23 protein-coding genes are annotated in these 23,617 nt (G+C 57.3%); 17 read left to right on the forward strand and 6 right to left on the reverse strand.

All coding sequences use genetic code 11. The features are described 5' to 3' along the window. Positions 1 to 70: 70 nt before the first annotated feature. Positions 71 to 949: an NAD(+) kinase gene (gene nadK, locus F3I15_RS12520; RefSeq protein WP_039379723.1), complete on the reverse strand. Its 879-nt coding sequence runs from the start codon at positions 947 to 949 to the stop codon at positions 71 to 73. A gap of 122 nt (positions 950 to 1,071) precedes the next feature. On the opposite strand from nadK, the gene grpE reads away from it, so the two are divergent. After that, on the forward strand, positions 1,072 to 1,650 hold the full coding sequence (gene grpE / locus F3I15_RS12525; RefSeq protein ID WP_071667881.1) for a nucleotide exchange factor GrpE: 579 nt from the start codon (positions 1,072 to 1,074) through the stop codon (positions 1,648 to 1,650). Positions 1,651 to 1,697: 47 nt separating this feature from the next. On the opposite strand, the gene ung is transcribed toward grpE, so the two are convergent. Then, entirely contained in the window at positions 1,698 to 2,375 is a 678-nt protein-coding gene (ung, locus tag F3I15_RS12530) for a uracil-DNA glycosylase (RefSeq protein WP_094111711.1), read from the reverse strand. A gap of 177 nt (positions 2,376 to 2,552) precedes the next feature. On the opposite strand from ung, the gene grcA reads away from it, so the two are divergent. After that, positions 2,553 to 2,936, forward strand: coding sequence for an autonomous glycyl radical cofactor GrcA (gene grcA / locus F3I15_RS12535; protein ID WP_039379718.1), 384 nt, complete (start codon positions 2,553 to 2,555; stop codon positions 2,934 to 2,936). A 184-nt stretch (positions 2,937 to 3,120) separates the two neighbouring features. On the opposite strand, the gene srmB is transcribed toward grcA, so the two are convergent. Beyond that, the gene (gene srmB / locus F3I15_RS12540; protein WP_150018137.1) at positions 3,121 to 4,449 is read right to left on the reverse strand and encodes an ATP-dependent RNA helicase SrmB; all 1,329 of its coding nucleotides are present in this window, start codon (positions 4,447 to 4,449) and stop codon (positions 3,121 to 3,123) included. 136 nt (positions 4,450 to 4,585) lie between these two features. Between srmB and F3I15_RS12545 the strand changes: the two genes are divergently transcribed. The 12 genes from F3I15_RS12545 (at position 4,586) to acpS (ending at position 15,040) form a co-directional block, all read left to right on the forward strand. Next, positions 4,586 to 5,335 (forward strand): tRNA1(Val) (adenine(37)-N6)-methyltransferase, encoded by a 750-nt coding sequence (locus F3I15_RS12545; protein WP_150018197.1) that lies wholly within the window; start codon positions 4,586 to 4,588, stop codon positions 5,333 to 5,335. A 364-nt stretch (positions 5,336 to 5,699) separates the two neighbouring features. Then, a complete protein-coding gene (gene rpoE / locus F3I15_RS12550) occupies positions 5,700 to 6,275 on the forward strand; it encodes an RNA polymerase sigma factor RpoE (RefSeq protein ID WP_039379714.1) in 576 nt (191 codons plus the stop codon). Positions 6,276 to 6,305: 30 nt separating this feature from the next. Beyond that, entirely contained in the window at positions 6,306 to 6,965 is a 660-nt protein-coding gene (gene rseA, locus F3I15_RS12555) for an anti-sigma-E factor RseA (protein ID WP_150018138.1), read from the forward strand. After that, on the forward strand, positions 6,965 to 7,921 hold the full coding sequence (rseB, locus tag F3I15_RS12560) for a sigma-E factor regulatory protein RseB (RefSeq protein ID WP_071667883.1): 957 nt from the start codon (positions 6,965 to 6,967) through the stop codon (positions 7,919 to 7,921). Before rseA ends, rseB begins: the two co-directional genes overlap by 1 nt. Then, positions 7,918 to 8,382 carry a SoxR-reducing system protein RseC gene (rseC, locus tag F3I15_RS12565; RefSeq protein WP_150018139.1) on the forward strand — a complete coding sequence of 155 codons (465 nt, stop codon included), beginning with the start codon at positions 7,918 to 7,920 and terminating at the stop codon, positions 8,380 to 8,382. The genes rseB and rseC overlap by 4 nt, the downstream gene beginning before the upstream one ends. Positions 8,383 to 8,599: 217 nt before the next feature. Further along, positions 8,600 to 10,399: a translation elongation factor 4 gene (lepA, locus tag F3I15_RS12570; protein WP_039379703.1), complete on the forward strand. Its 1,800-nt coding sequence runs from the start codon at positions 8,600 to 8,602 to the stop codon at positions 10,397 to 10,399. Between the two features lie 9 nt (positions 10,400 to 10,408). Then, positions 10,409 to 11,380 carry a signal peptidase I gene (gene lepB, locus F3I15_RS12575; RefSeq protein WP_104085297.1) on the forward strand — a complete coding sequence of 324 codons (972 nt, stop codon included), beginning with the start codon at positions 10,409 to 10,411 and terminating at the stop codon, positions 11,378 to 11,380. 111 nt (positions 11,381 to 11,491) lie between these two features. Then, positions 11,492 to 12,172 (forward strand): ribonuclease III, encoded by a 681-nt coding sequence (gene rnc / locus F3I15_RS12580; RefSeq protein ID WP_039379698.1) that lies wholly within the window; start codon positions 11,492 to 11,494, stop codon positions 12,170 to 12,172. Positions 12,173 to 12,220: 48 nt separating this feature from the next. Then, complete coding sequence (gene era, locus F3I15_RS12585) at positions 12,221 to 13,126, forward strand: GTPase Era (protein WP_150018140.1); 906 nt, start codon at positions 12,221 to 12,223, stop codon at positions 13,124 to 13,126. 3 nt (positions 13,127 to 13,129) lie between these two features. After that, a complete protein-coding gene (recO, locus tag F3I15_RS12590; RefSeq protein ID WP_039379693.1) occupies positions 13,130 to 13,858 on the forward strand; it encodes a DNA repair protein RecO in 729 nt (242 codons plus the stop codon). 70 nt (positions 13,859 to 13,928) lie between these two features. Then, positions 13,929 to 14,660, forward strand: coding sequence for a pyridoxine 5'-phosphate synthase (gene pdxJ / locus F3I15_RS12595; RefSeq protein WP_094111706.1), 732 nt, complete (start codon positions 13,929 to 13,931; stop codon positions 14,658 to 14,660). After that, on the forward strand, positions 14,660 to 15,040 hold the full coding sequence (gene acpS / locus F3I15_RS12600; protein ID WP_039379688.1) for a holo-ACP synthase: 381 nt from the start codon (positions 14,660 to 14,662) through the stop codon (positions 15,038 to 15,040). Before pdxJ ends, acpS begins: the two co-directional genes overlap by 1 nt. A gap of 11 nt (positions 15,041 to 15,051) precedes the next feature. Here acpS and F3I15_RS12605 read toward each other — a convergent pair whose 3' ends face one another. Beyond that, on the reverse strand, positions 15,052 to 15,303 hold the full coding sequence (locus F3I15_RS12605) for a YfhL family 4Fe-4S dicluster ferredoxin (protein ID WP_071667884.1): 252 nt from the start codon (positions 15,301 to 15,303) through the stop codon (positions 15,052 to 15,054). A 56-nt stretch (positions 15,304 to 15,359) separates the two neighbouring features. Next, positions 15,360 to 16,199 (reverse strand): MurR/RpiR family transcriptional regulator, encoded by an 840-nt coding sequence (locus tag F3I15_RS12610; RefSeq protein WP_150018141.1) that lies wholly within the window; start codon positions 16,197 to 16,199, stop codon positions 15,360 to 15,362. Positions 16,200 to 16,399: 200 nt separating this feature from the next. Here F3I15_RS12610 and yfhb point away from each other — a divergent pair, with 200 nt between their 5' ends. Beyond that, complete coding sequence (gene yfhb, locus F3I15_RS12615; protein WP_150018142.1) at positions 16,400 to 17,038, forward strand: phosphatidylglycerophosphatase C; 639 nt, start codon at positions 16,400 to 16,402, stop codon at positions 17,036 to 17,038. Positions 17,039 to 17,095: 57 nt separating this feature from the next. Continuing rightward, entirely contained in the window at positions 17,096 to 17,590 is a 495-nt protein-coding gene (tadA, locus tag F3I15_RS12620; RefSeq protein ID WP_150018143.1) for a tRNA adenosine(34) deaminase TadA, read from the forward strand. Here the strand turns inward: tadA and mltF are convergent. Beyond that, positions 17,587 to 19,044, reverse strand: coding sequence for a membrane-bound lytic murein transglycosylase MltF (mltF, locus tag F3I15_RS12625; protein WP_150018144.1), 1,458 nt, complete (start codon positions 19,042 to 19,044; stop codon positions 17,587 to 17,589). The two genes, tadA and mltF, sit on opposite strands and share 4 nt — an antisense overlap. A gap of 270 nt (positions 19,045 to 19,314) precedes the next feature. Here mltF and purL point away from each other — a divergent pair, with 270 nt between their 5' ends. Continuing rightward, positions 19,315 to 23,205, forward strand: a complete 3,891-nt coding sequence (gene purL, locus F3I15_RS12630; RefSeq protein WP_150018145.1) for a phosphoribosylformylglycinamidine synthase — start codon at positions 19,315 to 19,317, stop codon at positions 23,203 to 23,205. Positions 23,206 to 23,617 lie beyond the last annotated feature (412 nt).

Below are 23,617 nucleotides of genomic sequence, written 5' to 3' on the forward strand. Positions count from 1 at the left end.
GAAAAACAGATATGGTTTTTCGTACAGTATAAACTGGTTTTTTAACCAGTAAAGTAGCCAGCACTGATTTCTAGAACAATTTTTTCGACCAGCCGAGTTTTGAGCTTAATGTATTGAAGTAGTTATAGTTTTTAGGATGGATAAGATTAAGGTGGCTGCTGCTGCGCCGGATCAGCACATCTTCACCCTCCTGAATTGGCAGGGCAATCTGGCTGTCGCAGCTGATCTCCAGATCGCTGCGCAGTGAGGAGAAACGCAGGCGAATGGTACTGTTGCTGTTGATGACCAGCGGGCGCGACGACAGCGTGTGCGGGAACATCGGCACCAGCACAATGGCATCAAGCGAAGGGGTAAGAATAGGCCCGCCTGCGGAGAGCGAGTAGGCGGTGGAGCCGGTAGGGGTAGAGATAATCAGGCCATCGGAACGCTGAGAAAAGGCGAACACTTCGTCGATATAGACCTCAAACTCAATCATATGCGCCACTTTTCCCGGATGGAGCACCACTTCATTGATGGCGCTGCCAATGCGCGGTGAGCAGGTATCGCGGCAGACCTGCGCCTCAAGCAGAAAGCGGCTCTCGACAAAATAGTCGCCCTGCAGGACATCATCCAGCTGCTGCTGCGCATTATCCGGGTCTAGATCGGTCAGAAAGCCGAGATTGCCACGGTTAATGCCGATGACTTTAATATCGTAGCGGGCCAGCACTCTGGCTGCGCCCAGCATATTGCCATCACCGCCGACCACTACGGCCAGATCGGCCTGCTGTCCTATTTCCGCCAGCGTGCCGGTTTTGACATCGGTTAAACTCAGCTCGCGCGCAATCTGCTGTTCGACAATCACCTCGTATCCTTTATCGGTCAGCCAGCGCCAGAGCATCTCATGGGTGGTTAACGCGGTTGGATGGCGCGGATGACCCACGATCCCGATGCAGCTAAAGTGTTTGTTCATGTGGCGGGTATTCCTCATAAGCCAAAACGGCCTGGCAATGTGATGGGTTCACTTGAAACCGTCAAACCGATCCCCATAATAAGCCAACCAGCGAAATGAATGTGCAAAACGCGGAGAAATTCATGAGTAGTAAAGAACAGAACACCCCAAACGAGCAAGTCTCAGACGAAATTCAACAGGATCAACAGCCGGCGGACGCGGAGACAGCAACTGAGGTGGATCCGCGTGATGAGCGCATTGCGCAACTGGAAGCGGAGCTGACCCAGGCGCAGGGTGGCGTGCGTGAAGCGCAGCTGCGTGCGCAGGCGGAAATTGAAAATATCCGTCGCCGTGCAGAAATGGACGTCGAAAAAGCGCATAAATTTGCGCTGGAAAAATTTGCCAACGAGCTGCTGCCAGTGATTGATAGCCTGGAACGCGCGCTGGAAGTGGCTGATAAAGAGAACACCGGGCTCGCCTCAATGATTGAAGGCATCGAGCTGACGCTGAAATCGCTGCTTGGCGCCGTGCGTAAGTTTGGCGTTGAAGTGGTGGGCGACACCCACGTGCCGTTCAACCCGGATCTGCACCAGGCGATGTCGATGATGGAATCGGATGAAGTTGAGCCGAACCATGTACTGATGGTAATGCAGCGTGGCTATACCCTGAATGGTCGCCTGCTGCGTCCGGCCATGGTGGCGGTCTCTAAAGCCAAAGCCTGAGCAGAGTAGTAGATCACAACGGCCGCCCTGACGCGGCCGTTGTTGTTTCAGGGCAGTACCGGCGTCCAGTCGATCGGCGTTTCTCCCGCCTTGCTGAGCAGCGCGTTGGTCTGTGAAAAGTGCCGGCAGCCTAAAAAGCCGCGGTGCGCAGAGAGCGGAGAAGGGTGGGGCGCTTTCAGCACATGGTGACGCTGCGCATCAATGATGCTGCCTTTCTTCTGCGCATGCGATCCCCACAGCAGAAAAACCACGCCCTCACGGTGCGTATTGATGGCATCAATCACCCTGTCAGTAAACGTCTCCCAGCCAAGCCGCGCATGCGAGTGTGCTTTGCCCGCCTCAACGGTCAGTACCGTATTCAGCAACATTACCCCCTGCGTGGCCCAGCTCTCCAGAAAACCGTGCTGAGGACGCTGAAAGCCGTCGATATCCTGTTCAAGCTCTTTGTACATATTAAGCAGAGAGGGCGGAATGGCCACGCCAGGCAGCACCGAAAAAGCCAGGCCGTGCGCCTGATTTGGTCCGTGATAGGGATCCTGACCCAAAATCACCACCTTGATATCGCCCAGCTCTGTCAGTTTAAACGCGTTAAACACATCTTTCTGTGGCGGATAAACGGTCACGCCCGCTGCCCGCTGCTGCGCAACCGCCTGCAGCGTCTCTTTGAAATAGGGCTTCTCTTTTTCATCTGCCAGCACATCGTGCCAGGTCAGCTTGTCACTCATGGTTAACTCCTGACGATAGTTTTTCTTAGCTTAGCTGCTTCAGCGCGGGAGCAGAAGGATTAACCCCGCCGTTTCAGCTTGATGCAGGTCAAAGCGCTGGCAGCGTCCCGGTGATATACCAGCCTGTCTATCTGTCAACGGCGTTCAGAGACAGAACGCCCCTTTCTGGAGATCGCTATGATTACCGGCATTCAAATTACCCAAACCCATAACCCGCTGCTGCTGAACTCATTCTGGCTGCTGGATGAAGAGGCGGGGCAGGCGCGCTGTCTGTGCGCCAGAGGCCTCTATGAGGAAGATCAGGTGGTTGCCCTGAGCGAGCTGGGTGAGATGGCGTACCGTGAAGTGCCCCTGGAGCAGAAGCCGCAGGTGCGCGTTGAGGGCGGGCAGCACCTTAACGTCAACGTACTGCAGCGGGAGACGCTGGAGGATGCAGTTAAGCATCCCGAAAAGTATCCGCAGCTGACCATTCGCGTATCCGGTTATGCCGTGCGGTTTAACGCCCTGACGCCCGAGCAGCAGCGCGATGTCATCACCCGTACCTTTACAGAGAGCCTGTAACTGAAGCAGCGATGAAAAGTTGCTCATGCTGCAGGTCAGCGCGGAAGCGGCCCGGAACGCAGGCGCTGTTTGAAAGGCGTATTTTACCGGGGTTCGCGCTGGCCTGCGTGGCAGTGGCACGTAAAGCCCGCTGAAAGTAAAAAAAAAGCGCCGGTTCAGGCGCTTTTTTTACTGCGGTGACGTTTTATTCCGCACCGGACTCCGGTGTGGTTGATCCGCTTGGCTTGCGACGTTTACCGATGTTTTTAGTGTCGCGATGGCGTTTTTTCACGCGCGGTTTTTCGTCTTCTTTCGCTTTTTTCTCTTTGCGTTTGGCAAGCGCCTTTTTCGACGGCTTTCCGGTGACTTTAGCACTCGGCGCACGCGATTCAGGACGCAGCTCATCAATCACGCGCGATTTCAGCGGCTCATTCACGTAGCGGCTGATTTTACCCAGCAGAACGTGATCGTGCGCTTCTACCAGCGAGATGGCGATCCCTTTGCGGCCGGCACGGCCGGTACGGCCAATGCGGTGCAGGTAGGTATCTGCCGTACGCGGCAGGTCAAAGTTGATCACGTGCGTCACGTCATCAATATCGATACCGCGCGCCGCAACGTCAGTGGCAACCAGCACGTTAACGCGACCGTCGTTGATGCGTTTAATCGCTTCATTACGGTTCGCCTGTACCATCTCACCCTCGAGGTAGCTGCTGCGCAGGCCCGCCTCATGCATCCAGGTTACCAGCTCGTGTAGACGTTCGCGCTTGCGCACAAACACAATCGCACGCTTCACTTCCGGCTGCTTTAACAGGTGCACCAGCAGTTTGGTTTTGTGCTCAAGGTTATCAGCACGGTAGTACCACTGCTGAATGCGCTTGCGTTCGCTTTTGCTCGGGTCGGCTTCAATCGCGACCGGATCGTTGAGCAGGCGTTCAGCAAAATCTTTGATGTGCTCGCCTTCCAGCGTGGCGGAGAAGAGCAGCGTCTGTTTGCGCCAGCGCGTCTCACCGGCGATGGTCTCGATATCCTGGGCAAAGCCCATATCGACCATGCGGTCCGCCTCATCGAGAATCAGTGTTTCTACCGCACGGCAGTCAAAGTTCTCTTCTTTGATGTACTGCAGCAGACGGCCGGTGGTCGCTACCACAATATCCTGATTTTCGCTGAAGACTTCAGCGTGGTTCATATAGGCAACGCCGCCGGTGATGGTGGCGATATCCAGATGGGTATGCTTCGCCAGCTCACGCGCCTGATCGGCCACCTGCATCGCCAGTTCGCGGGTAGGGGTGAGGATCAGGATACGCGGCGGACCCGACTTCTTACGCGGGAAGTCCAGCAGGTGCTGTAATGCGGGCAGCAGATAGGCGGCGGTTTTCCCCGTTCCGGTGGGTGCCGAACCTAACACGTCACGGCCTTCCAGCGCGGCAGGAATGGCTTCAGCCTGAATGGCCGTCGGGCGCGTGAAACCTTTTTCCTGCAGGGCATCCAGCAGGCTTTCGTCGAGTTCGAGTTCGGAGAATGTGGTTACTGTCATGTTCTACCTCAGTTTGGGGCGCTGATTATAGACAGATCGGCCGCAATCTTCATCTGTTTGTGTTCATCAGGCGCAGATGAATTCATTGTGCGACCACGTTACACTCTCGCCAGATAACAATTCAATGGCCGAAAGCATGTCTCAGTACCAGCCGCCAGCGCGGGCAACATTAAGAAAAGATGGGTTTACGTTTAAACAATTTTTTGTCGCACACGATCGCTGTGCAATGAAGGTTGGCACGGATGGCGTGCTGCTGGGGGCGTGGGCGCCAGTGGCCGGGGCGCGGCGTATCCTGGATATTGGCTGCGGTAGCGGGCTTATCGCCCTGATGCTGGCGCAGCGCACGCCGGAACAGGTCACGCTGGATGCGGTTGAGCTTGATAGCGAAGCCGCCGCGCAGGCGAAGGAGAATGTGCAGGCGTCGCCGTGGGCCGCCCGTATCAGCGTGCATCAGGCTGATATCCTTAACTGGAGTAAACAGTGCGAAAAGCGCTACTCGCTGATCGTCAGCAATCCGCCTTTTTTTGTGCCCGGCATGGCCTCATCCAGCGCAGCACGGGACGCGGCACGCAGTACTGCTACGCTCGATCATGCCACACTGCTGCAGTGCGCGGCACAGCTTATCGAAGAAGAGGGGCTGTTTTGCGTGGTGCTGCCGGTGGATAGCGGCGAGGCGCTGGTGCAGCTCGCCCGCGCCGATGGCTGGCATCTGCGGCTGCGCTACGACGTCGCGCCTTATGCACATCGGCCGCCTAACCGGCTGGTACTGGGCTTTTCACCTTCTGCCGGTGAGCTGATACAGGAGCGGCTGGCGGTCCGTAATGAAGACAAAAGCTACTCCGCTGACTGGCTGAGCCTGGTAACAGACTTCTATCTTTTTCGCTGATTATTTTCCGGCACAGCGCGGCAATCGCCGACGCGATCTGCCATTACGATCGCAGGATCCCTGCTGCATCGTGTTGCAACTTAGCGAATTTTGCGCGCTGCCGTCAGCTATGCTGAAAAGAAGAGTAATAAAGATGAAAAAGAGATCGCCTTACGCTACTCTGCCAGCACCGATCGGCACTGCATAAGCCATTGAAAGCGGGTCAGCCGCTGCGTCATAACGGGTTGCAATGCCGCGATGAAAAAAACAGGTCGTAGTGAACTTCAGGCCAGAACAGAACTCAAAGCGCATGCTTGCTCACGGGTATGAGATGTCCTGGCAGTCCACTTACGCATAAAAGAGTTTTGGGGAGACATTACCTCGGATGAGCGAGCAGTTAACGGATCAGGTTCTCGTTGAGCGGGTTCAGAAAGGAGATCAAAAGTCCTTTAACTTACTGGTGGTCCGATACCAGCATAAAGTGGCGAGCCTGGTTTCACGCTATGTCCCTTCGGGTGACGTGCCCGATGTGGTACAGGAATCATTTATCAAAGCCTATCGCGCGCTGGAGTCGTTCCGCGGGGATAGCGCTTTTTACACGTGGCTTTACCGCATCGCGGTAAACACGGCAAAAAATTATCTGGTGGCTCAGGGCCGTCGTCCGCCTTCCAGCGACGTAGATGCAATTGATGCAGAAAACTTCGAAAGTGCGGGCGCGTTAAAAGAAATATCGAACCCTGAGAACTTAATGTTGTCTGACGAACTGAAACAAATTGTTTTTCGGACAATTGAGTCACTTCCTGAAGATCTCCGTATGGCTATCACGCTCAGAGAGCTGGATGGCCTGAGCTATGAAGAGATCGCTGCCATTATGGATTGCCCGGTTGGTACTGTCCGATCGCGCATATTTCGTGCCCGGGAAGCCATTGATAACAAGGTTCAACCGCTTATCCAACGTTAGTGATAACGGCTACTGAAAGGGTACCAAGGCATGCAGAAAGAAAAACTTTCCGCTTTAATGGATGGTGAAACGTTAGACAGCGAGCTGTTGTCCTCGTTGTCAAAGGATGTCGAACTTCAGAAAAGCTGGGAGAGCTACCATCTTATTCGCGATACGCTGCGCGGGGATGTAGGCGAAGTGCTGCATTTTGATATCTCCGCCCGCGTGGCCGCGGCCATTGAAAACGAACCGCTGCGCCCTGCGGCAACACCGCTGATCCCTGAAGCGCAGCCGGAACCGGCACGCTGGCAAAAAATGCCGTTCTGGCGTCGCGGCGGCAACTGGGTAGCATCAGTCACGCAAATTGGCGTCGCCGCCTGCGTGTCACTGGCGGTCATTGTTGGCGTGCAGCACTACAATGGCTCTTCTGCCGATGGGGCAGCAGCATCCTCAGATGCTCCGGCGTTTAATACGCTGCCAATGATGGGTAAAGCGTCACCGGTAAGCCTGGGCGTACCGTCTGATGCCTTTGAGAGCAACAGTTCAAATCAGCAGGTTCAGGATCAGCGGCGTCGCGTTAACGCCATGCTGCAGGATTACGAACTGCAGCGTCGTCTGCATGCCGATCAGGTACAGTTTGAAAACAGCGTACCGCAGCAGGCGCAGGCCACCGTTCCCGGAACGCAGTCGTTAGGAACTCAACAGCAGTAATGAAGCAGCTCTGGTGCGCCGTTAGCCTCATGGCCGGCAGCCTGCTCTGGACATCAACCGCCCCGGCACAGACGTCGTCTTCCGGGGCGTTGTTACAGCAGATGGAGCAGGCGACTCAAAATCTCAATTATGAATTTGCATATATCAATGTCTCACGACTGGGCATTGAGTCTCTGCGCTATCGTCACGCCGTAGTGGACAAGCGCGTCTTTGCGCAGCTGCTGCAGATGGATGGTCCGCGCCGTGAAGTGATCCAGCGCGGTAACGACATCAGCTATTTTGAACCCGGGCTGGATCCGTTTTCACTGCCGGGCAACCATATTATCGACGCGCTGCCCTCGCTGATGTTTGCTGATTTTTCCCGACTCGGTCAGGCGTATGACTTTGTACCGGTAGGGCGGTCGCGTATGGCTGACCAGATGTGCGAAGTTGTGCGTATCGTCTCCCGTGACGGTACCCGCTACAGCTATGTAGTCTGGCTGGACGTGGATACCAAACTGCCGCTGCGAATCGACTTGCTGGATCGCGATGGTGAAACGCTGGAGCAGTTCCGCGTTATCAGCTTTGCCGTCGATGAGGGCGTGCGCAATCTGATGCAGGGGCTTGAGAAAGCCAATCTGCCGCCGTCGCTCTCACTGCCGGCGGGCGACAAAGTGGAACTCAGCTGGCAGCCTGGCTGGATACCGGCGGGCATGAAGCTGATTTCGCAAAGCCGTCGCGCGATACCCGCTATGAACAAAACCGTTGAATCGCGTCTCTACAGCGACGGGCTGTTTAGTTTTGCCATCAACATAGCGCCTGCCGATAAAAATAGCGTGCCTCAGCAATTGCGCACGGGACGTCGTACGGTGCAGACCGTTGTGCGCGATAATCAGGAGATCACCGTGGTGGGCGAATTACCGCCTGCAACCGCGAAACGAATCGCCAGCGCTATTGATGCAGGGGCAAAAAAATGATGAGAGAGTGGGCCACCGTGGTGGCATGGCAGGATGGCATTGCCACGCTGCATTCTGAAGCGAAAACTTCCTGCAACAGCTGTTCAGCGCGTAAAGGCTGCGGCAGCCATGCGCTCAACAAGCTGGGGCCAAAGAACGCCCACGTCATGACCATTCCCAGCGCTGAGCCGCTACAGCCGGGTCAGCGCATTGAGTTAGGCATTCGCGAAAGCAGCCTGCTCGGCTCAGCGCTGCTGGTCTATATGACGCCGCTGTTTGGCTTGTTTGCTGTGGCTGGTATATTCCAGATGCTGTTTCACAGCGACCTTGCGGCCGCCTGCGGGGCGCTGCTTGGCGGCGTGGGAGGCTTTATCATTGCCAAAGGCGTCTCATCCCGCTACGCCGGACGCGAAGCCTTTCAGCCGGTGATCCTCAGCGTTGCGCTTCCGCCTGATGCGCTGCGGGTTGAAGATGTCAGCTGATGCCGCCTGGGCCGCCTGCTGTGCGGCCTTTTCATTTCCGCTTACCCGCTGAATTCTGTTGCAAATCCCACAGGTTCCATTCTTTAACGCGCGGCGTTAACAGTGTAATATGCGACGTCATTAATGAGGCCGACAGGGTTCCGGGTAAAGATCGCTTGCCTGAATGTGTCTGTGCTCACGTTTTCAACTGATTCTCTACGTGAAGATATTCATATAAATGAAGCACATACGAAATTTCTCTATTATTGCTCACATTGACCACGGCAAATCAACGCTCTCCGATCGTCTGATTCAGATTTGTGGTGGCCTGAGCGATCGTGAGATGGCGGCGCAGGTTCTTGATTCCATGGATCTGGAGCGCGAGCGCGGTATTACGATTAAAGCGCAGAGCGTCACGCTCGATTACACAGCGCCAGACGGTGAAACTTACCAGCTCAATTTTATCGACACCCCGGGCCACGTAGACTTCTCGTATGAAGTTTCCCGCTCGCTGGCGGCCTGTGAAGGGGCGCTGCTGGTGGTCGATGCAGGACAGGGCGTTGAAGCACAGACGCTGGCGAACTGCTATACCGCCATGGAAATGGATCTGGAAGTGGTACCGGTACTGAATAAGATCGACCTGCCCGCTGCCGATCCTGAGCGCGTAGCCGAAGAGATTGAAGATATCGTGGGTATCGATGCCGTAGATGCCGTGCGCTGCTCGGCTAAAACCGGTATCGGCGTACCGGATGTGCTCGAGCGCCTGGTGCGCGATATCCCGGCACCGGAAGGCGATCCGGATGGCCCGCTGCAGGCGCTGATTATCGATTCCTGGTTCGATAACTACCTTGGCGTTGTTTCCCTGATCCGTATTAAAAACGGGACGCTGCGCAAGGGCGAGAAGGTTAAAGTCATGAGTACCGGTCAGGTATATAACGCTGACCGCCTGGGTATCTTCACACCCAAACAGGTTGACCGCACCGAACTGAAGTGCGGGGAAGTGGGCTGGCTGGTGTGCGCCATCAAAGACATTCTGGGTGCGCCGGTGGGCGATACGCTGACGCTGCAGCGCAACCCGGCAGACAAAGCGCTGCCTGGCTTTAAAAAGGTTAAACCGCAGGTTTATGCCGGTCTTTTCCCGGTGAGTTCAGATGACTATGAGTCATTCCGCGACGCGCTGGGCAAGCTGAGCCTGAACGACGCCTCTCTGTTCTATGAGCCAGAGAGTTCAACCGCGCTGGGCTTTGGTTTCCGCTGCGGCTTCCTGGGTCTGCTGCATATGGAGATCATTCAGGAGCGCCTGGAGCGCGAGTACGATCTCGATCTGATCACCACTGCGCCAACGGTTGTGTATGAAGTGCAGACCACCGATGGCGAAGTGGTATATGTCGACAGCCCGGCCAAGCTGCCGCCGCTCAACAATATTGAAGAGCTGCGTGAGCCGATTGCAGAGTGTCACATGCTGCTGCCACAGGAGTATCTGGGTAACGTGATTACCCTGTGCGTGGAGAAGCGTGGCGTGCAGACCAATATGGTTTACCACGGCAACCAGGTTGCGCTCACCTACGATATCCCGATGGCTGAAGTGGTACTCGACTTCTTCGACCGTCTGAAATCGACGTCGCGCGGCTATGCGTCGCTGGATTATAACTTCAAGCGTTTCCAGGCGTCAGACATGGTGCGCGTGGACGTATTAATTAACGCAGAGCGTGTTGATGCCCTGGCGCTGATCACCCACCGCGATAACTCGCAGTACCGCGGTCGCGAGCTGGTAGAGAAGATGAAAGATCTGATCCCGCGCCAGCAGTTTGATATCGCGATTCAGGCGGCGATTGGCAACCATATCATTGCGCGTTCGACCGTGAAGCAGCTGCGTAAAAACGTACTGGCAAAATGCTACGGCGGTGACGTCAGCCGTAAGAAAAAACTGTTGCAGAAACAGAAAGATGGTAAGAAGCGCATGAAGCAGGTCGGCAACGTTGAGCTGCCGCAGGAAGCTTTCCTCGCCATTCTGCATGTCGGTAAAGACAGCAAATAAGGAACCACAATGGCTAACATGTTCGCCCTGATTCTGGTTATCGCTACGCTGCTGACCGGCATCATCTGGTGTATCGATCGCGTGAAGTGGGCACCTGAGCGTCGGGCAAAACAGGCCGCTGCACAGGCGCAGGCGGGTAACTCGCTCGACAGCAAAACGCTGGCGAAAGTGGCTGCGCAGCCGGGCTGGATTGAAACGGCGGCATCGGTATTTCCGGTGCTGGCGGTGGTACTGATTGTACGTTCATTTATTTTTGAACCCTTTCAGATCCCCTCCGGCTCAATGATGCCAACGCTGCTGATTGGCGACTTTATTCTGGTGGAGAAGTTTGCCTACGGTATTAAAGATCCCATTACGCAGACCACGCTGATCCCGACCGGACATCCAAAGCGCGGCGATGTCGCCGTGTTTAAATATCCGAAAGATCCCAGCGTTGACTACATTAAGCGCGTGATTGGCCTGCCGGGTGACAAAGTGGTGTTTGATCCGTTCAGCAAAACGCTGACCATCAATCCTGGCTGCGGTAACGGTAAATGTGATACGGCGCTGCCGGTCACCTATACCAATATTGAGCCAAGCGACTTTATCCAGACGTTCAGCGGCTTTGACGGCAACGAGACCGGCAACGGCTTCTTCCGTAAACCGCAGGGTGAAACGCTGCGCGGTGGCCTGCGTCTCGGGACGCGCAAAGAGACGCTGGGCGATGTGACGCACAATATTCTGCTGGTGAATGAGGCGCAGAGCCAGGCGAACATGTACTATCAGCAGCCGGGCCAGCCGCAGGCGACCTGGGTGGTGCCGCAGGGTCAATATTTCATGATGGGCGATAACCGTGACAACAGCGCCGACAGCCGCTACTGGGGCTTTGTGCCTGAGAAGAATCTGGTCGGTAAAGCGGTCGCTATCTGGATGAGCTTTGAAAAACAGGAAGGTGAGTGGCCGACAGGCGTACGCCTGAGCCGTATCGGCGGCATTCACTAAATACGGGTGGCTTCCTGTCTGACAGGAAGCCACTGCACACGAAACAGAACGCGCTGCTATCAGCCCTGTTTCGTATGCAGAGTTACAGACGCACAGAACAACTGGAATCGCATGAACCCCATTCTCATTACTAAGCTGCAGCGCAAACTGGGCTACACTTTTACTCATCCGGAACTTTTGCAGCAGGCCCTGACACACCGCAGCGCCAGCAGCAAGCATAACGAGCGGCTTGAATTTCTTGGCGATTCAATTCTCAGCTATGTAATTGCCAACGCGCTTTATCACCGCTTCCCGCGCGTGGACGAAGGCGATATGAGCCGCATGCGCGCCACGCTGGTGCGCGGCAATACGCTGGCTGAGATGGCGCGTGAGTTTGAACTGGGCGAGTGCCTGCGTCTTGGACCAGGCGAACTGAAAAGCGGCGGCTTCCGTCGTGAGTCGATCCTTGCGGATACGGTAGAGGCGCTGATTGGCGGCATCTTCCTCGACAGTAATATCCAGACCGTTGAGAAGCTGATTCTCGACTGGTATCTGAACCGTCTGGAGCAGATAAGCCCGGGCGATAAACAGAAAGATCCCAAAACGCGCCTGCAGGAGTATCTGCAGGGTCGCCATCTGCCGCTGCCTTCCTATCTGGTGGTGCAGGTGCGGGGCGAAGCGCACGACCAGGAGTTCACCATTCACTGTCAGGTGAGTGGCATGGCCGATCCGGTTGTAGGCGTAGGCTCCAGCCGCCGCAAAGCGGAACAGGCTGCCGCCGAACAGGCTTTGATTAAGCTTGGACTCGAATAAATTGTTTTACGACAGCGCCATCCCGGCGCTGACTAAGTCAGGACCCGAATGAGCGAACACGAAACTTATTGCGGCTTTGTCGCGATTGTAGGCCGGCCCAACGTCGGTAAATCAACCTTACTGAACCAGCTGCTGGGGCAGAAGGTCTCGATCACCTCACGCAAACCGCAAACCACGCGCCACCGTATTATGGGCATCCACACCGAGGGCGCCTATCAGGCGATCTACGTGGATACGCCCGGGCTGCATATGGAAGAGAAGCGGGCGATTAACCGCCTGATGAACCGTGCTGCCAGCAGCTCAATTGGCGACGTGGAACTGGTAATTTTCGTCGTGGAAGGCACGCGCTGGACGCCAGATGATGAGATGGTGCTTAACAAACTGCGCGACGGCAAAGTCCCGGTGGTGCTGGCGGTAAACAAGGTGGATAACATTCAGGATAAAAGTATCCTGCTGCCGCACCTGCAGTTCCTGAGCCAGCAGATGAATTTCCTCGATATCGTGCCGATCTCTGCTGAGAATGGCAAAAATGTCGATACCATTGCTGAGATTGCCCGCAAGCGCCTGCCGCTGGCGGAGCACCACTTCCCGGAAGATTACATCACCGACCGCTCACAGCGCTTTATGGCTTCAGAGATCATCCGCGAAAAGCTGATGCGTTTCCTGGGCGCCGAGCTGCCTTACTCCGTGACCGTTGAGATTGAACAGTTTGTGGCCAACGAGCGCGGCGGCTACGACATCAATGGCCTGATTCTGGTGGAGCGTGAAGGCCAGAAGAAAATGGTGATTGGCAATAAAGGGTCGAAAATCAAAACCATCGGCATTGAAGCGCGGCGTGACATGGAAGAGATGTTTGAAGCCAAAGTGCACCTTGAACTCTGGGTGAAAGTTAAATCGGGCTGGGCTGACGACGAACGTGCGCTGCGCAGCCTGGGCTACACAGACGATCTGTAACCGATGGAAGGCTGGCAACGCGCGTTTGTGCTGCATAGTCGCCCTTACAGCGAAACCAGCCTGCTGCTCGATCTCTTTACGGAAAGTCAGGGACGCGTTCGCGTCTTGGCTAAAGGCGCGCGCTCGCGTCGCTCTCAGCTGAAAGGCACCCTGCAGCCTTTTACGCCGCTGCTGGTCCGTTGGGGCGGACGCGGTGAAGTCAAAACGCTGCGTAATGCTGAAGCGGTTTCGCTGGCGCTGCCGCTCAGCGGCATCACGCTCTACTGCGGTCTCTATGTCAATGAACTGCTGTCGCGCGTGCTGGAGCAGGAGATCCCCTTTTCTGAACTCTTTTTCGATTATCTGAACTGTATTCAGGAGCTGGCTGCCGGCACCGCCTCGCCGGAACCGGCGCTGCGCCGTTTTGAGCTGGCGCTGCTCGGGCATCTCGGCTACGGCGTCGATTTTCTGCACTGCGCCGGCAGCGGCGAGGCGATCGACGACGCCATGACCTACAGCTACCGCGAAGAGAAGGGCTTTATCGCCAGCCTGGTGCTGAATCAGCGCAGCTTTACCGGTCACCAGCTGCGCGCCATTGAAGCGCGCAGTTTCCCCGATGCCGATAGCCTGCGGGCCGCCAAGCGCTTTACGCGCATTGCGCTAAAGCCCTATCTCGGCGGCAAACCGCTGAAGAGTCAGGAGCTGTTTCGCCAGTTTATTCCAAAGAAGAAACCTGATGCGCCGCAGGCGTAGCGGCGGTCAGACCACCTGAACGTATCGTCGCGATACACTGCACTGACATTAAACCAAGAGAAGCGTAGTTATGGCTGAGTTGCTGTTAGGCGTCAACATTGATCATATCGCTACCGTACGTAACGCGCGTGGCACCCACTATCCCGATCCGGTACAGGCTGCCTTCGTGGCCGAGCAGGCGGGCGCTGATGGTATTACCGTGCATCTGCGGGAAGACCGCCGGCATATCACCGATCGCGATGTGCGTATCCTGCGCGATACCATTCAGACGCGAATGAACCTGGAGATGGCGGTCACAGATGAGATGATCGCTATCGCCTGTGACATCCGGCCGCACTTTGTCTGCCTGGTGCCGGAGAAGCGTCAGGAGGTCACCACGGAGGGCGGCCTGGACGTGGCGGGCCAGCAGGCGAGCGTCAGCGCAGCGGTACAGCAGCTGTCAGAGGCGGGCATACTGGTGTCACTGTTTATCGATGCCGATCGCCGGCAGATTGACGCAGCAGTTGCCAGCGGCGCGCCTTATATCGAAATTCATACCGGCGCGTACGCCGAAGCGCCGGAAGGGCAGGCGCGTGACGCCGAGCTGATGCGTATTCGTGAAGCAGCGCACTACGCCGCCTCTCTCGGGCTGAAGGTCAATGCCGGCCACGGGCTGACTTATCACAATGTGCAGCCAATTGCGGCGCTGCCGGAGATGCATGAGCTGAATATCGGCCATGCCATTATCGGCCGCGCGCTCTTCAGCGGGCTGGCAGATGCGGTAAGCGAAATGAAGCAGCTGATGCGGGAAGCGCGGCGCTGATGGCGATTCTCGGCCTCGGCAGCGATATCGTGGAAATTGAGCGCATCGCCGGCGTTATCGAACGATCCGGCGATCGCCTGGCGCGCCGCGTACTGAGTGACGCGGAGTGGCAGCAGTATCAGGCGCATCAGCAGCCGGTGCGTTTTCTTGCCAAGCGCTTCGCCGTAAAAGAGGCGGCGGCCAAAGCCTTTGGCACCGGGATCCGTGGCGGACTGGCGTTTAATCAGTTTGAGGTGTTCAACGATGCGCTGGGAAAACCGGGTCTGCGCTTTTTTGAGCAGGCGAGCATCATTGCTGAACGGCTGGGCGTGCAGCGTGTGCACGTGACGCTGGCTGATGAGCGCCACTACGCCTGTGCCACGGTAATCATCGAGGACTGAGCGTTACGTGCTCAGTGCGGCCAGAGCTGCACGAATTTCTCCCACAGCGCGTCGCGGCTTTCGGCGCGCTGCGGGTCGCTGATAATCGTATTATCGATAGGACAGACGCTTTGGCAGGTTGGCGTTTCATAATGCCCCACGCACTCGGTGCAGCGCGCCGGATCGATTTCATATATCGCCTCACCCAGCGCGATAGCCTGATTGGGACACTCCGGCTCACACATGTCGCAGTTAATACATTTCGCCGTAATCAGTAACGCCATTCTTCACGTCCATTAATCCTCAATAAAAACGCGGTCATTATAAGCTGGTTTGACGCTTATATCAGCTTTTTCACCAGCGCTTCGCTGTGGCGGATGTGGCTCGATGCCCGCTCCGGATCGTGCTGCACCAGCGCCATAAACAGCAAGTCTGTCAGGGCCAGCTGGGCGCTGGTTGAGGAGATTGCCGCGCTGCGCGTGCTCTGCTCCTCTGCAACGGTATAGAGGCAGATTGACGCGCACTGCTGCAGCGCGTTTGGCGTAAAACCGGTAAAGGCCACCACATCCGCGCCGATAGCGGCCGCTTCCTGCGCCGCCAGATTGATTTCGCGCCGTTCGCCGGTGTAGGAGATCGCCAGCAGGACATCGCCCGGCGCCATCGCCTGTACGCTGGCGAGCAGGGCGTGCATATCCTGCTCTGCCACTGCATTGATACCGATTTTCATCAGTTTCCAGGAGAAATCTTTCGCCACCAGGCCGGATGCCCCGATACCCACCAGCAGAATGCGATTGGCACTTTTCAGCAGATGCAGCGTCTCCATCAGCTTCTCTTCGCTGTTGATATCGAGCGTGGCGCGGATCGCGGAGATCTTCTCCGTCAGCAGCTTCTCTCCCACGATCTTCAGCGGATCGTCACTGAGGATATGGTTATGCACGGTGATCGCATCGCGATCCGCCAGCGATTCACTCAGCGCCAGCTTCAGCGCGGGAAATCCTTTATAACCCAGCTTCTGCGCAAACTTCACTACGCTCGACTGGCTGACGCCCGCCTCTTCAGCCAGCTTCTGCGAGCTGAGATGGCGCGCCCGATCGGGCTGTGACAGTAAAAAATCGGCCAGCCGGCGCTCATTCAGCGCCAGCCGGGGATAGAGCTGGCGGATTCGCAGCAGTGAACTCATGTTCGATCCTTACTCCCGGTTTTATAGCATGGCGCGGGTAACGTCTCCGCAGCATGCGCAGCAATAGTCAATACTCCGTGCTACCAAGAATAAACTATTCAGTGGGCTTTGTAGCTAGCGGAATTAAAAATCACAGCTTCGCTAAGCGCGGTTGCTGGCTACACTTTAGAGCAGCAACTGATTTAAAAAAGGAGAGGGGTTTGACACAGGACTCGCAACGTCGCGTCGTATTTTTCGACCTGGACGGCACGCTGCATCAGCAGGATATGTTTGGCACCTTTATGCGCTTTTTACTGCGCCGGCAGCCGCTGAATCTGCTGCTGGTGGTGCCGCTGCTGCCGGTTATTGGCCTCGGGCTGCTGATTAAAGGTCGGGCAGCGCGCTGGCCAATGAGTCTGCTACTCTGGGCGATCACGTTCGGACACAGTGAAACGCGCCTGCGCGCGCGTGAAGCGGAGTTTGCGCAGTGGTTCCGCGAGCGGGTAGTGGCGTTTCCGGTAGTGCAGCAGCGCCTGACCGATTACCTGCAGAGCAGCGATGCAGACGTGTGGCTGATTACCGGCTCACCGCAGTCGCTGGTGGAGCAGGTCTATTTTGATTCCGCATTTCTGCCGCGTGTGAAGCTGATTGCCAGTCAGATGCGGCCAGGACGCGGCGGACGCGTGCTGGCGATGCGCTGCCTGGGCCACGAAAAGGTGGCGCAGCTGGAAGAGCAGATTGGCACGCCGCTGCAGCTCTACAGCGGCTATAGCGACAGCAAGCAGGATAACCCGCTGCTGTTTTTCTGCCAGCATCGCTGGCGCGTAACGCCGCGCGGTGAACTGCAGCAGCTGGAGTGAATCGCGCGGCGTTTTTGTCTATAATGCGCCGCCTTTTGATTCTGCAGGAGTTACCCGGTGAAGCCACAAACTGATGAATACTGGATGCGTTATGCGCTGCAGCTGGCGCAGCGTGCCCGGGAGCAGGGTGAGGTGCCGGTCGGAGCCGTGCTGGTGCAGGGAGACAAGGTCATAGGCGAGGGCTGGAACCGGCCGATTGGCCAGTGCGATCCCACGGCACACGCGGAGATCATGGCGCTGCGCCAGGGTGGCAAGGTGCTGGATAACTACCGCCTGCTGGATACCACGCTCTATGTCACGCTGGAGCCGTGCGTCATGTGCGCCGGCGCCATGGTCCACAGCCGCATTACCCGCCTGGTCTACGGCGCAAAAGATGTAAAAACCGGCGCGGCCGGTTCGCTGCTGGATGTGCTGGGGCACCCGGGGATGAACCATCAGATTGAGATTGCCTGCGGCGTGCTGGCGGAGGAGTGCGCCGGCATGCTGAGCGACTTTTTTCGTATGCGGCGCGAGCAGAAGCGCGCGCTGCGTCAGGCACAGCGCGCAAATTAGTTCATGGCAATTTTAGGCTCAACCGCCGGATAACCGGCGCCCAGCTCCGCTTCCAGCGCCGAACGCTGCGCCAGGCGGCGCTCCTGCTCCTGCAGATAGCCCACCAGACTTAGCTGATATTTGCGGATATTCTCCACGTAGTTATACGCTTCATGCCCGCGCGCATAGCCATAAGTGGTTTGCGCGTAGTAGCGCTTCTGGCTGAGCATCGGCAGACGCAGCTTCACATCCGCCCAGCTGTCAGGGTTACCGCCCTGTTTTGCCGTCAGCCGGCGCACGTCGAGCATATGCGCATATCCCATATTGTAAGCTGCCAGCGCAAACCAGATGCGCTCGTCATCAGGCACGCTCGCCGGCACTTTATCCATCATGCGCTGCAGATACTCACTGCCGCCGCGAATGCTCTGCTCCGGATCGAGCCGGTCATCAACGTTGAGACTATCTGCCGTGTTGCGCGTCAGCATCATCATGCCGCGCACGCCGGTGGGCGAGGTCGCCTGCGGATTCCAGTGCGACTCCTGATAGGAGATCGCCGCCAGCAGGCGCCAGTCCATGCTCGCCGCATATTTCTCAAACAGCGGTTTGATATCCGGCAGCGTATTGTCAATCGCGCGCAGGAAGGTGCGGGTATCAACATAATCAAACGTGCCAACGTGACCGAGATACTTCTCCTCCAGCCGCGCCATGGTGCCTTCTTCACCCATCTGGCTGTAGAAATCGAGCATGGCCGCGTTAAGGCTGCTGTCAGCATTGCGCGGCAGATACCAGGTCACCGGCTCTTCATCGGTAATATCAAAGGCTACCGCCAGCTGCGGATGAATACGCTGCAGCAGGCCCACGGTTACCGAGTCGCCTACCGTGTAGTCGAGCTTGCCGTCAGCCACCGCCTCCAGCAGCGCTTTCTGTCCCTGATCGGTGGCGATGGCCCAGTCGAGATCGGGATAGCTGTTGGCTTTTTCTGCCCGCAGCGTAGAGAGATAGGCTGAGCCGGACTGCACCACCAGACGGCCTTTCAGATCGCCCAGCGTGCGCGGACGCGGTTTATCGATACGGTAAACCAGCTGCTGCGACACCGAATAGTAGCTGGGGCCGGCCTGATAGTGCGCCAGACGCTCGCTATTATAGATAAGCCCGGCGGCGAGCAGATCGGCTTTTCCGTCATCAAGGTCGTCAAACAGATCGCCCAGGCTGGGTCGCACAGTGACTTCCAGCCTGACGCCGAGGTAGTCTGCAAAGCGCTTTGCCAGCTCGTAATCCATGCCAGCCGGTGCCTGATTGACGGTGTAATAGGTCAGTGGCGAATTAACGGTGCTGATGCGCAACACACCGCGTGATTTGATCGCTGTCAGCGCGTCCCGATCGCCCCCGTACCAGGGGATTGCCGGCCACAGCGCCAGCGCCAGCAGCACGGTGATCAGACCGATAAACAGATAATTTAATTTTAGGCGTTTCAAATAGTTGTCTCTTAATGGCTCACAGGCCTCTGTCCTTTAAAGGCAGTATTGGTATTGTTTTTTACTCCCAGAGCGAGGGGCATTTTGCGCAACAAAGCGAAACAGGGCAACTCATATAGCAAGTTTTGCGCAAAATTCAGGCAAATCCCGTATGGCAGTTTTTCTGCGCAAACGGTTTCGTTACCCGCGCGCTTTCTCTATAATACCGCCCGTTTTCCCTGTTGCGCCCAATGAAGCGTCGCCCGGCGCTTCGAAGACGAGAGATCTTTAATGATGGAAATTCTGCGTGGTTCGCCCGCTCTGTCAGCATTTCGTGTAAACAAACTGCTGACCCGCTTTCAGAACGCTCATCTGCCGGTGAGTGATATTTACGCCGAGTATGTCCATTTTGCTGATGTTGCCGCACCGCTCAGCGCGGATGAACACGCCCGCCTGCAGCGTCTGCTGAAATATGGCCCTTCTCTCGCTGAACATGCGCCTCAAGGGCGTCTGCTGCTGGTTACGCCGCGTCCCGGCACTATCTCTCCCTGGTCATCGAAAGCCACGGACATTGCTCACAACTGCGATCTGCCGCAGGTTAAGCGCCTGGAGCGCGGCCTGGCGTTCTATGTTCAGGCGCCGCAGCTGACAGAAACGCAGTGGCAGCAGCTGGCTGGCCTGCTGCACGATCGCATGATGGAGTGCGTATTCAGCGATCTGCAGGCGGCAGAGCAGCTGTTTGCTCATCACGCGCCGCAGCCGCTGCAGAGCGTTGACGTGCTGGGAACCGGACGTCAGGCGCTGGAGCAGGCGAATAGCACGCTGGGCCTGGCGCTGGCGGATGACGAAATAGATTACCTGCTGGATGCCTTTACCCGTCTGGGTCGCAACCCCAACGACATTGAACTCTATATGTTTGCGCAGGCGAACTCAGAGCACTGTCGCCACAAAATTTTCAACGCTGACTGGATCATCGATGGCGAAAAACAGCCCAAATCGCTGTTTAAGATGATCAAAAATACGTTTGAGCAGCATCCCGATCACGTACTGTCAGCCTATAAAGATAACGCTGCCGTGATGGAAGGCTCGGAAGTTGGCCGCTTCTACGCTGATGCGCAGCAGGGCGAGTACGCTTTTCATCAGGAAGCCGCGCATATCCTGATGAAGGTAGAGACGCATAACCATCCAACCGCTATCTCTCCCTGGCCGGGTGCCGCCACCGGTTCAGGTGGTGAAATCCGCGATGAAGGCGCAACCGGGCGTGGCGCCAAACCGAAAGCGGGTCTGACCGGCTTTTCCGTTTCCAATCTGCGCATTCCGGGCTTTGAGCAGCCGTGGGAAGAGGATTTCGGCAAGCCGGATCGTATTGTTACCGCACTGGATATCATGACCGAAGGCCCGCTGGGCGGCGCAGCGTTTAACAATGAATTTGGCCGTCCGGCGCTGAACGGTTATTTCCGCACCTATGAAGAGCAGGTTAACAGCCACAACGGCGTTGAACTGCGCGGCTACCATAAGCCGATCATGCTGGCAGGCGGTATTGGCAATATTCGTGCGGATCACGTGCAGAAAGGCGAGATCGTCGTGGGCGCCAAACTGATTGTGCTGGGCGGGCCGGCGATGAATATCGGCCTCGGCGGCGGTGCGGCCTCATCCATGGCCTCCGGTCAGTCCGATGCCGACCTCGATTTTGCCTCAGTGCAGCGCGACAACCCGGAAATGGAGCGCCGCTGTCAGGAAGTGATCGACCGCTGCTGGCAGCTGGGCGAAGCCAACCCGATTCTGTTTATTCACGACGTCGGCGCAGGCGGTCTCTCTAACGCCATGCCCGAGCTGGTCAGTGATGGCGGACGCGGTGGTAACTTCAATCTGCGCGACATTCTCAGCGATGAGCCGGGCATGAGCCCGCTGGAAGTGTGGTGTAACGAGTCGCAGGAGCGCTATGTGCTGGCCGTTGCGCCAGAGAAGCTGGCGCTGTTTGATGAGCTGTGCCAGCGCGAGCGCGCCCCTTACGCGGTAATTGGCGAGGCGACTGAAGAGCAGCACCTCTCGCTGAGCGACAGCCATTTTGACAACAAGCCTATCGACATGCCGCTGGATGTTCTGCTGGGCAAAACGCCAAAAATGACGCGCGACGTCACGCGGCAGCAGGCAAAAGGCGACGCGCTGCAGCGTAACGGCATCACGATTGCGGATGCGGTTAACCGCGTGCTGCATCTGCCCACGGTGGCTGAGAAAACGTTTCTTATCACCATCGGCGACCGTTCCGTGACCGGCATGGTGGCGCGCGATCAGATGGTGGGGCCGTGGCAGATCCCGGTGGCAAACTGCGCCGTGACCACGGCCAGCCTCGACAGCTATCACGGCGAGGCTTTCGCCCTGGGCGAACGCGCCCCGGTCGCGCTGCTCGATTTTGCCGCCTCCGGGCGTCTGGCGGTAGGCGAAGCGCTCACTAACCTGGCCGCGACCGCGATTGGTTCACTGAAGCGCGTGAAGCTTTCTGCGAACTGGATGGCAGCAGCCGGACATCCAGGTGAGGATGCCGGCCTTTACGAAGCGGTCAAAGCCGTTGGCGAAGAGCTCTGCCCGGCGCTGGGGATCACTATCCCGGTCGGCAAAGACTCCATGTCGATGAAAACCCGCTGGCAGCAGGGCAATGAAGAGCGCGAAATGACCTCGCCGCTCTCGCTGGTAATCACCGCGTTTGCGCGCGTGGAAGATGTCCGGCGTACCGTAACGCCGCAGCTGCAGGCGGAGCAGGATAACCTGCTGCTGCTGGTGGATCTCGGTAACGGTGCCAACACGCTGGGCGCAACCGCGCTGTCGCAGGTCTATCGTCAGCTGGGCGATAAGCCGGCTGACGTGCGCGATGCCGCACAGCTGGCGGGCTTCTTCAACGCTATCCAGACGCTGGTCAGCGAACAGAAGCTGCTGGCTTACCACGACCGTTCCGACGGCGGGCTGCTGGTGACGCTGGCGGAGATGGCCTTTACCGGCCACTGCGGTATTGAGGCGGATATCGCCGCGCTGGGCAGCGATGCGCTGGCGGCGCTGTTCACCGAAGAGCTGGGTGCGGTGCTGCAGATCAACGCGGCCAATCTGGCGGCGGTAGAGAAGGTGTTTGCTGACCACGGTCTGCGCAGCGTGCTGCATGTGATTGGCAAGGCGCTGCCGGGCGACCGTTTTGTGATCCGCGCCGGCGAGCATCCGGTCTACAGCGAAAGCCGCACGACGCTGCGTACCTGGTGGGCCGAAACCACCTGGCAGATGCAGCGCCTGCGTGATAATCCGGCCTGTGCCGATCAGGAGCATGAGGCGAAGCAAAACGACAGCGATCCGGGGCTGAACGCTCAGCTGACCTTCCGGCCGGAAGAGGATGTGGCTGCGCCGATGATCGCCACCGGCGTGCGCCCGCGCATCGCCGTGCTGCGCGAGCAGGGTGTGAACTCACACGTTGAGATGGCAGCAGCGTTCCACCGCGCCGGCTTTACCGCTGTGGATGTGCACATGAGCGATCTGCTGGCGGGACGTCGCGGCCTGGAGGAGTTCCATGCGCTGGTGGCGTGCGGCGGCTTCTCTTACGGCGACGTACTGGGTGCCGGCGAAGGCTGGGCAAAATCGATCCTGTTTAACGGGCGCGTGCGCGACGAGTTTGAAAACTTCTTCCATCGTCCACAGACGCTGGCGCTGGGGGTCTGCAACGGCTGTCAGATGATGTCAAACCTGCGCGAAGTGATCCCCGGCAGCGAGCTGTGGCCGCGTTTTGTCCGCAATCAGTCTGAGCGCTTTGAAGCGCGTTTCAGCCTGGTGGAAGTGGCGGCCAGTCCGTCGCTGCTGCTGGAGGGGATGGCGGGTTCGCGCATGCCGATTGCGGTATCACACGGTGAAGGCTTTGTTGAAGTGCGCGACGGCGCCCATCTGGCGGCGCTGGAAGCAAAAGGCCTGGTGGCACTGCGCTTCACGGATAACTTCGGTAAAGTGACCGAAAGCTATCCGGCTAACCCGAACGGCTCGCCAAACGGTATCACGGCGGTCACCAACGAAAGCGGTCGCGTTACGATCATGATGCCGCATCCGGAGCGCGTCTTCCGTACCGTCAGCAACTCCTGGCATCCGGCAGAGTGGGGCGAAGACAGCCCGTGGATGCGCATTTTCCGTAATGCGCGTAAGCAGCTGGGCTAATCTGCGTTTCACAGCAGGTGCCTGTAAACAGTAAAAAAAGCCGCCGCAGTAAAGGGCGGCTTTTTTATCTGACGCAGACGACTGTCGCTCAGTTCCGACACATCGCCTGCCGCACTGTCTCTTTCTGGAGACACTTAACTCGTTGATTTATATCAATCGGAAAAATCCAAGCTAAATGCGTCGCTAAGCAGAGACACTTTTATGCGGTCAGCAGCTCACGGCTACCTGCCGGGCGCAGCGCAGCTATGGCGTCACTCTGATAAATAAAGAGTTTTAAAAAGTGGCACGATAGTTGCTATAATCAGGACGTGGCTCATTCGCCTGTCTGTGATTGCCCCGTAATTTACGGCAGAGCTCACAGAACCCTGAATGACGCACCAAACGGAGCCTGCCGTCCACCTGACCGATAATC

Origin of the sequence: Pantoea sp. M_9 (genome assembly GCF_008631385.1) — a bacterium.
In the GTDB taxonomy this organism is placed as follows: Bacteria; Pseudomonadota; Gammaproteobacteria; order Enterobacterales; family Enterobacteriaceae; genus Pantoea; species Pantoea eucrina.